The organism is Streptomyces sp. NPDC047453 (assembly GCF_040643155.1).
Taxonomy (GTDB): Bacteria; Actinomycetota; Actinomycetes; order Streptomycetales; family Streptomycetaceae; genus Streptomyces.
In genome coordinates, this window is record NZ_JBEYTS010000058.1 from 37,070 (window position 1) to 44,244 (window position 7,175).

A 7,175-nucleotide genomic window follows, 5' to 3' on the forward strand; every position below is an offset into this window, starting at 1 on the left:
CTCCCCCCCCACGCGAGTCGTGGTGACGGGAGCCTTGCTCCGGCGTTCCCGTCACGACCAGAGGACCGAATGAAGCCAGCCGGCCGTACCACGGCCACGACCGTCGCGCTCACCGCCGCCTGCGGGATGCTCTCGGCGACCGCTCCCGCCTCGGCGGCCGTGAACTGCGCCTCGCCCGAGAGCCGACAACCAGGCCGAGGGCAACTCGGTCCGCGTCTCGTACACCCCCTCGCTCGACCCGCGTGGCCCGGCGATCGGCTTCCTCGTCGACCGCTGGGATCCCGCGGCCGGCACCTGGGGCAGGATCACCGCCACGCCGGTCACCGGCACCCAGTGGTACCTCGACACCACGGCGCCGAGCGACACCACGGTCTTCTACCGGTCCACCGGCGCCTACCCGGACGGGACCGAGTCGGCGCCGGTGGGCACCCACGCGTTCACCTGAGCCGGGGCCGCCGGCGGCACGACGAGGGGCCGGGAGGCTGTACGGCCTCCCGGCCCCTCGTCGTCGCTCGTGCCCGAGTGTGTCGTGCGCCGTCCGCGGCCGGGTGCGTGTCAGTCCGGCTGCTGCCGCTTGGGCCGCCACACCACCAGCGCGCTGGTCTGCTGGACCTCCTGGTAGGGGACCAGGTCCCGGCGGTAGGAGGCGTGGACGGCGGCCTCGCGCTGCCGCATCGCCGCCGCGGCGCCGTCCAGCGCCGCCTGGAGTTCCGCGATCCGGGACTGGAGCGCGGTGACCTGGTTCTCCAGTTCGATGATGCGCTTGATGCCGGCCAGGTTGATGCCCTCGTCCTGCGACAACTGCTGCACCTGGCGGAGCAGTTCGATGTCACGGGCCGAGTAGCGGCGCCCTCGGCCGGCGGTGCGGTCGGGGGACACCAGGCCCAGGCGGTCGTACTGGCGGAGTGTCTGCGGGTGCAGTCCGGACAGCTGGGCGGCCACCGAGATGACGTACACCGGTGTGTCTTCCGTCAGTTCGTACGGGTTGCGACGGCGGCCGTCCATCTCACTCATGCTCCCTTCGCGGCCTCGAACAGCTCGGCCCGCGGGTCCTCGCCCGCGGTGGCCTCGCGATACGCCTGAAGCGCGTCACGAGCCTTCCCCGACAGGTCCTTCGGGACACTCACCTCCACGGTGACCAGGAGGTCGCCGTGGCTGCCGTCCTTGCGGACCGCGCCCTTGCCGCGGGCCCGCATCGTACGCCCGTTCGGTGTGCCCGGGGGCAGCTTCAGCGTCACCGGGGGACCGCCCAGGGTGGGCACGCGGACCTCGCCGCCGAGGGCCGCCTCGGCGAACGTGACCGGCACGGTGACGGTGAGGTTGTCGCCCCGGCGGCCGAAGACCGGGTGCTCCCCGACGTGCACCACCACGTACAGGTCGCCCGCGGGTCCGCCGCGCTCGCCCGGGGCACCCTTGCCGCGCAGCCGGATGCGCTGGCCGTCGCTGACCCCGGCCGGGATGCGGACCTGCATCGTCCGGGACGACTTGGCCCGCCCGGAGCCCATGCAGACCTCGCAGGGGTTCTCCGCGATGAGTCCGCGGCCCTTGCAGTCCGGGCACGGGTCCGTCAGCGAGAATCCGCCGCCCGAGCCGCGCGCCACCTGCCCGGTGCCGACGCAGGTCGGGCACACCCGCGGTGTGCCGTTCTTGTCGCCGGTGCCCGAACAGGCCTTGCACGGCTGCTGGCTGGACATGCGCAGCGGCACCGTCGCGCCCTCGATGGCCTCCGTGAAGCTCAGCGTGACCTCGGACTCGATGTCCTGGCCGCGCCTGGGCTGGGCGCGCGTGGTGCCCGTGCCGCCCCGGTTGAACAGGCCCCCGAAGACGTCACCGATTCCGCCGCCGAAGCCGCCGCTGCCGCTCCCGCCCTGGGCGCCTCCGAAGAGGTCGCCCAGGTCGAAGTTGAAGGAGCCGCCGCCGGCACCCGGTCCGGGGCGGAAGCCGCCGTTGCCGAACAGGGTGCGGGCCTCGTCGTACTCCTTGCGCTTCTTGGCGTCGCCGAGCACGTCGTTCGCCTCGGAGATCTCCTTGAAGCGCTCCTCGGCCTTGGCGTTGCCCTTGTTGGCGTCCGGGTGGAACTCGCGGGCGAGCTTCCGGTACGCCTTCTTGATCTCGGCCTCGGTGGCGTCCTTGGGGACGCCGAGGACCTTGTAGTAGTCCTTCTCGATGAAGTCCTTGGTGCTCATCCCCGACGTCCCTCCTCTCGTGCGTCGTCCGTTATTACGTCAGCCCTCCTCCGGGCCACCGCTCTCCTCGTCCTCGCCCTGCTCGGCGGCCTGGGCCGTGCCGGACTCCTCGGCCGGCTTGACCGTCTGCGCGCCGGGCTGGGGCTCGGCCACCGCCACCCGCGCGGGGCGGATGGTGCGCTCGCCGATCCGATACCCGGGCTGCAGAATCGCCACGCACGTCGTCTCGGTGACGTCCGGTGCGTAGGAGTGCATCAGGGCCTCGTGGATCGTCGGGTCGAAGGGCTCGCCCTCCTTGCCGAACTGCTGCAGCCCGAGCTTCGCCACCACGGTCTCCAGCGACTCGGCGACGGACTTGAAACCGCCCACCAGTTCGCTGTGGTCCCGCGCGCGGCCGATGTCGTCGAGCACGGGCAGGAGCTCGGACAGGATGTTCGCGACAGCGACCTCCCGTACCGCGATCCGGTCGCGATCGACCCGGCGCCGGTAGTTCTGGTACTCGGCCTGGAGCCGTTGCAGGTCCGCCGTGCGCTCGCCGAGCGCCGTGCGCACCTGGTCCAGCTGGGCCGTCAGCGCGGCCGACTGGTCCGCGTCACCGGCCGGGGCCGCGCCCTTGTCCTGGGCGGCGGCCGGCGCGGCGTCCTCGGGGGTGGTGCCGGAGGCGGCGTCGGACTGCGGTGGAGGCTGCGGCTGGTGTTCCTCGAAGCCGGGGGTCTCCTCCGTCACGCCGCACCGTCCTTGCGCTCGTCGTCGACGATCTCGGCGTCCACGACGTCGTCGTCGGCCTTGGCCTGGCCCGCGCCGGCGTCACCGGCACCGCCCGCGGCCTGCGCGGCCTGGGCGTCGGCGTACATGGCCTGGCCGAGCTTCTGGGAGACGGCGGCGACCTTCTCCGTGGCGGTACGGATCGCGGCGGTGTCCTCGCCCTTGAGCTGCTCCTTCAGCTCGGTGACGGCGGACTCCACCTCGGTCTTGATCTCGCCGGGGACCTTGTCCTCGTTGTCCTTGAGGAACTTCTCGGTCTGGTAGACGAGCTGCTCGCCCTGGTTGCGGGTCTCGGCGGCCTCGCGGCGCTTGTGGTCCTCCTCCGCGTAGCGCTCGGCCTCCTCGCGCATGCGGTCGACCTCGTCCTTCGGGAGCGAGGAGCCGCCGGTGACGGTCATCTTCTGCTCCTTGCCGGTGCCGAGGTCCTTCGCCGTGACGTGCATGATGCCGTTGGCGTCGATGTCGAAGGAGACCTCGATCTGCGGGACGCCGCGGGGCGCCGGCGGCAGACCGGTCAGCTCGAACATGCCGAGCTTCTTGTTGTACGCGGCGATCTCGCGCTCGCCCTGGTAGACCTGGATCTGCACCGACGGCTGGTTGTCCTCGGCCGTGGTGAAGATCTCCGAACGCTTGGTCGGGATCGTGGTGTTGCGCTCGATCAGCTTGGTCATGATGCCGCCCTTGGTCTCGATACCGAGGGACAGCGGGGTGACGTCGAGCAGCAGGACGTCCTTGACCTCGCCCTTGAGGACACCGGCCTGGAGCGAGGCGCCGATGGCGACGACCTCGTCCGGGTTCACGCCCTTGTTGGCCTCCTTGCCGCCGGTCAGCTCCTTGACGAGCTCGGCGACCGCGGGCATACGGGTGGAACCACCGACGAGCACGATGTGGTCGATGTCGTTGACGGAGACGCCGGCGTCCTTGATCACGTTGTAGAACGGCGTCTTGCAGCGCTCGAGCAGGTCGGCCGTCAGCTGCTGGAACTGGGCGCGGGTGAGCCTCTCGTCCAGGTGCAGCGGGCCCTCGGCGGACGCAGTGATGTAGGGCAGGTTGATCGAGGTCTCGGTGGACGAGGACAGCTCGATCTTGGCCTTCTCCGCCGCCTCGCGCAGACGCTGCAGGGCCATCTTGTCCTTGGACAGGTCCACGCCGTGACCGGCCTGGAACTGCTTGACCAGGTAGTCGACGACGCGCTGGTCCCAGTCGTCACCACCGAGGTGGTTGTCACCGTTGGTGGCCTTCACCTCGACGACACCGTCGCCGATCTCCAGCAGCGAGACGTCGAACGTACCGCCACCGAGGTCGAAGACGAGGATCATCTGCTCGTCCTTGTCGAGGCCGTACGCCAGGGCGGCGGCGGTCGGCTCGTTGACGATGCGCAGCACGTTCAGACCGGCGATCTCGCCGGCCTCCTTGGTGGCCTGGCGCTCGGCGTCGTTGAAGTACGCCGGGACGGTGATGACCGCGTCCGTGACCTTCTCGCCCAGGTAGGACTCGGCGTCCCGCTTCAGCTTCTGCAGCACGAAGGCGCTGATCTGCTGCGGGTTGAAGTCCTTGCCGTCGAGGTTGATCTTCCAGTCGGTGCCCATGTGGCGCTTGACCGACCGGATGGTCCTGTCGACGTTGGTGACGGCCTGACGCTTGGCCACCTCGCCGACCAGCACCTCGCCGTTCTTGGCGAAGGCGACGACGGACGGCGTGGTCCTGGCACCCTCGGCGTTGGTGATGACGGTGGGCTCGCCGCCCTCCAGAACGCTGACGACGGAGTTAGTCGTGCCCAGGTCGATGCCGACCGCACGTGCCATGGTGAATCCTCCAGCTGACTTGAGTGGAACGGACTCAAGTGTGCCCGAGGCTCACCGTCGGGTCAACAGACCTGAGCCGCATCGACTCAAGTCTTATCCATCCCTTATACGCAAGGGCGCTCTGACCTGCGGTGATGTGGATTGCCGGGGTGGAGGAGGCGGATATTCAAGTTGACGGCGAGGGGCCTGAACGCCGGGTGCACCGGTCTCCGCGTCGTACGGAGCCCTGCCGCGGGGGGCTCTGGGAGCCCCCGCGCCGGACTGCCTCAGGGCGCGGAGGACCCGGAAGGGCTCGGTGCGGGGACGGGCACCGGAGGAGTCTGCGCGCACGCGTGGCGGTGCCCCGGAACCGGACGCGTCGCCACGCGCGCGCGTGGCGGCACCGGCGGCGGGCATGCTCCGGGCGGTCCGCTCCTCGGGCCGCCCGCGGGTGCCGGGCACCCGGGACTGCGGGCGCGTGCCGGAACCCGGGGTCTGCGCGCGGACGCTGTTGAGTTCGGTCGGCCGCCGCGGCGCGTACGCAGGCACCCGCAGCAGCCCGAGGACGACCGCCAGGGCCGCCCCGGCCACCCACAGTACGGCCGTCGGCCCGGCCCAGCCCGTGTGCACCAGCACCCCGACCAGCACCGCGGCGAAGGTGGCGAGACCGAGCAGGACGGTCGCGCCCGGCGGAGTCGGCCCGAGCCGGCGCAACCGGTGCGCGAGATGGTCGGGGCCGCGGCGCAGCAGGGGACGCCCGGCCAGCTTCCGCGACACGAGGACCAGCACGGCGTCGGCGCTCGCCGTGGCGGTGAGCGCGAACAGCACCGCCACGGTGGAGACCGTGCCGTACCCGGTACGGGCGAGGAGGGCCGCGGAGGCGACCACGAAGCCGGTGAACAGCGAGCCGCCGGACCCGAACGCGACCCGCGCCGGATGCCAGTTGTGCATCAGGAAGCCGGTGAGGGCGGCGGCCAGCACGCTCAGCAGCACCGCGAGGTCGTCCATCACCTCGGCCGCCGCGCACACGCCCACCCCGAACGCGGTGAGCACTCCCACGGTGCCCGCGAGGCCGTCCGCGTGATCGAGTCCCCGGAAGGCGGCGGCCACACAGGCGATCCAGACCACGGCGGCGATCCCGGCCACCGGCCCGATCTCGTCGTACGGCACCACGCAGGCCGCCGCGAGGGCCGTACCGACGAGCACGAACGGCGTCTTCAGCCGCCATACGTCCGCGGCGGTCCCGAGTACGGCGACCGCCGCGCCCGCGGCGAGCAGCCCGCCCACCCCGTCGCCCAGCGGGGCGGTACCCGTCCAGCGGCCGGCCGCGGCGATCAGGCAGGTGCTGAGCACCACGGCCAGGCCGCCGAGCAGCGGCAAGGGGCGTGCCCGCCTCCTGCGGTCGACGAGACCCAGCCGGAGCGCGAGCACTCGGAGCAGCGCCGAGAGCAGGGCGGCGAGGAGGAGAGCGGTGATGGCGGTGGCGATCCCGTATAGCACGGTTCTTAAATTAGGGGTATATGGGGCGATCGGGTGCGAATAACACGATCGGAACGCGACAGGATTCCCGGGCGGCCCCCAGGCACCCCCCGGACGGCCCTCAAGGTGCCGCTCAGCGACCCAGATCACCCCGCGCCCGGCTGCATTGCGACAGAGGATGGGGGTAGTCTCAGACGGACTACATAAGTTACCGCTCAGTAATCTCGAGGCCGCCCCAGGAGCCCCCATGCAACTCGCCGCGATCATCGTGTCGCTGGTCCTGACCGTGGTCGGCGTCGCGCTGCTCGCCCGTGCCATCGGCCAGTTCGTCCGGTACTTCAAGCTGGGCCAGCCCGTACCCGCCGGCACCCGTACCGACAACCCCTACCAGCGCAGCGTGACCCTGGTCCGGGAGTTCCTCGGCCACACCCGGATGAACCGGTGGGGCATCGTGGGCGTCGCCCACTGGTTCGTGGCCGTCGGCTTCCTGACGCTGCCGCCCACCCTCGCGCAGGCGTTCGGCCAGTTGTTCCGGGCCGACTGGACGCTGCCGGTCATCGGCGACTTCCTGCCGTTCGAGATGTACATCGAGTTCATCGGCGTGATGACCGTCCTCGGCATCGCCGTGCTCATCGCGATCCGGCTGCTGAGCCTGCCGTCCCGGCCCGGCCGCAAGTCCCGCTTCGCCGGCTCCAAGGCCGGCCAGGCGTACTTCGTCGAGTACGTCATCCTCACCATCGGCCTCGCGATCTACGTCCTGCGCGGGCTGGAGGGCGCGCTGCACCACGTGGAGCACTACGAGGCCGGGTACTTCGCCTCGTACCCGCTGGTGCTCGCCTTCAAGGGCCTGTCGGCCGGCACCCTGCAGAACCTGGTCTACCTGACCGCGATGATCAAGGTCGGCACGTCCTTCGTGTGGATGATCGTGGTCTCCCTGAACACCAACATGGGCGTGGCCTGG

5 protein-coding genes and 1 pseudogene are annotated in these 7,175 nt (G+C 71.0%); 1 reads left to right on the top strand and 5 read right to left on the bottom strand.

The genetic code is table 11. From position 1 onward, the window contains the following. Positions 1-555: 555 nt before the first annotated feature. The 5 genes from ABZ818_RS32585 to ABZ818_RS32605 form a co-directional block, all read right to left on the bottom strand. Positions 556-1,005 carry a helix-turn-helix domain-containing protein gene (locus tag ABZ818_RS32585; RefSeq protein ID WP_361422654.1) on the bottom strand — a complete coding sequence of 150 codons (450 nt, stop codon included), beginning with the start codon at positions 1,003-1,005 and terminating at the stop codon, positions 556-558. 5 nt (positions 1,006-1,010) lie between these two features. After that, positions 1,011-2,186: a molecular chaperone DnaJ gene (gene dnaJ, locus ABZ818_RS32590; RefSeq protein ID WP_361422635.1), complete on the bottom strand. Its 1,176-nt coding sequence runs from the start codon at positions 2,184-2,186 to the stop codon at positions 1,011-1,013. A 39-nt stretch (positions 2,187-2,225) separates the two neighbouring features. Continuing rightward, positions 2,226-2,912 carry a nucleotide exchange factor GrpE gene (gene grpE, locus ABZ818_RS32595; RefSeq protein ID WP_361422638.1) on the bottom strand — a complete coding sequence of 229 codons (687 nt, stop codon included), beginning with the start codon at positions 2,910-2,912 and terminating at the stop codon, positions 2,226-2,228. Then, positions 2,909-4,756, bottom strand: a complete 1,848-nt coding sequence (dnaK, locus tag ABZ818_RS32600; protein ID WP_361422641.1) for a molecular chaperone DnaK — start codon at positions 4,754-4,756, stop codon at positions 2,909-2,911. The genes grpE and dnaK overlap by 4 nt, the downstream gene beginning before the upstream one ends. A gap of 93 nt (positions 4,757-4,849) precedes the next feature. Next, on the bottom strand, positions 4,850-6,235 hold the full coding sequence (locus tag ABZ818_RS32605) for an undecaprenyl/decaprenyl-phosphate alpha-N-acetylglucosaminyl 1-phosphate transferase (RefSeq protein ID WP_361422644.1): 1,386 nt from the start codon (positions 6,233-6,235) through the stop codon (positions 4,850-4,852). Between the two features lie 226 nt (positions 6,236-6,461). On the opposite strand from ABZ818_RS32605, the pseudogene ABZ818_RS32610 reads away from it, so the two are divergent. Further along, positions 6,462-7,175, top strand: a pseudogene (locus tag ABZ818_RS32610) (Fe-S oxidoreductase); the annotation flags it as partial.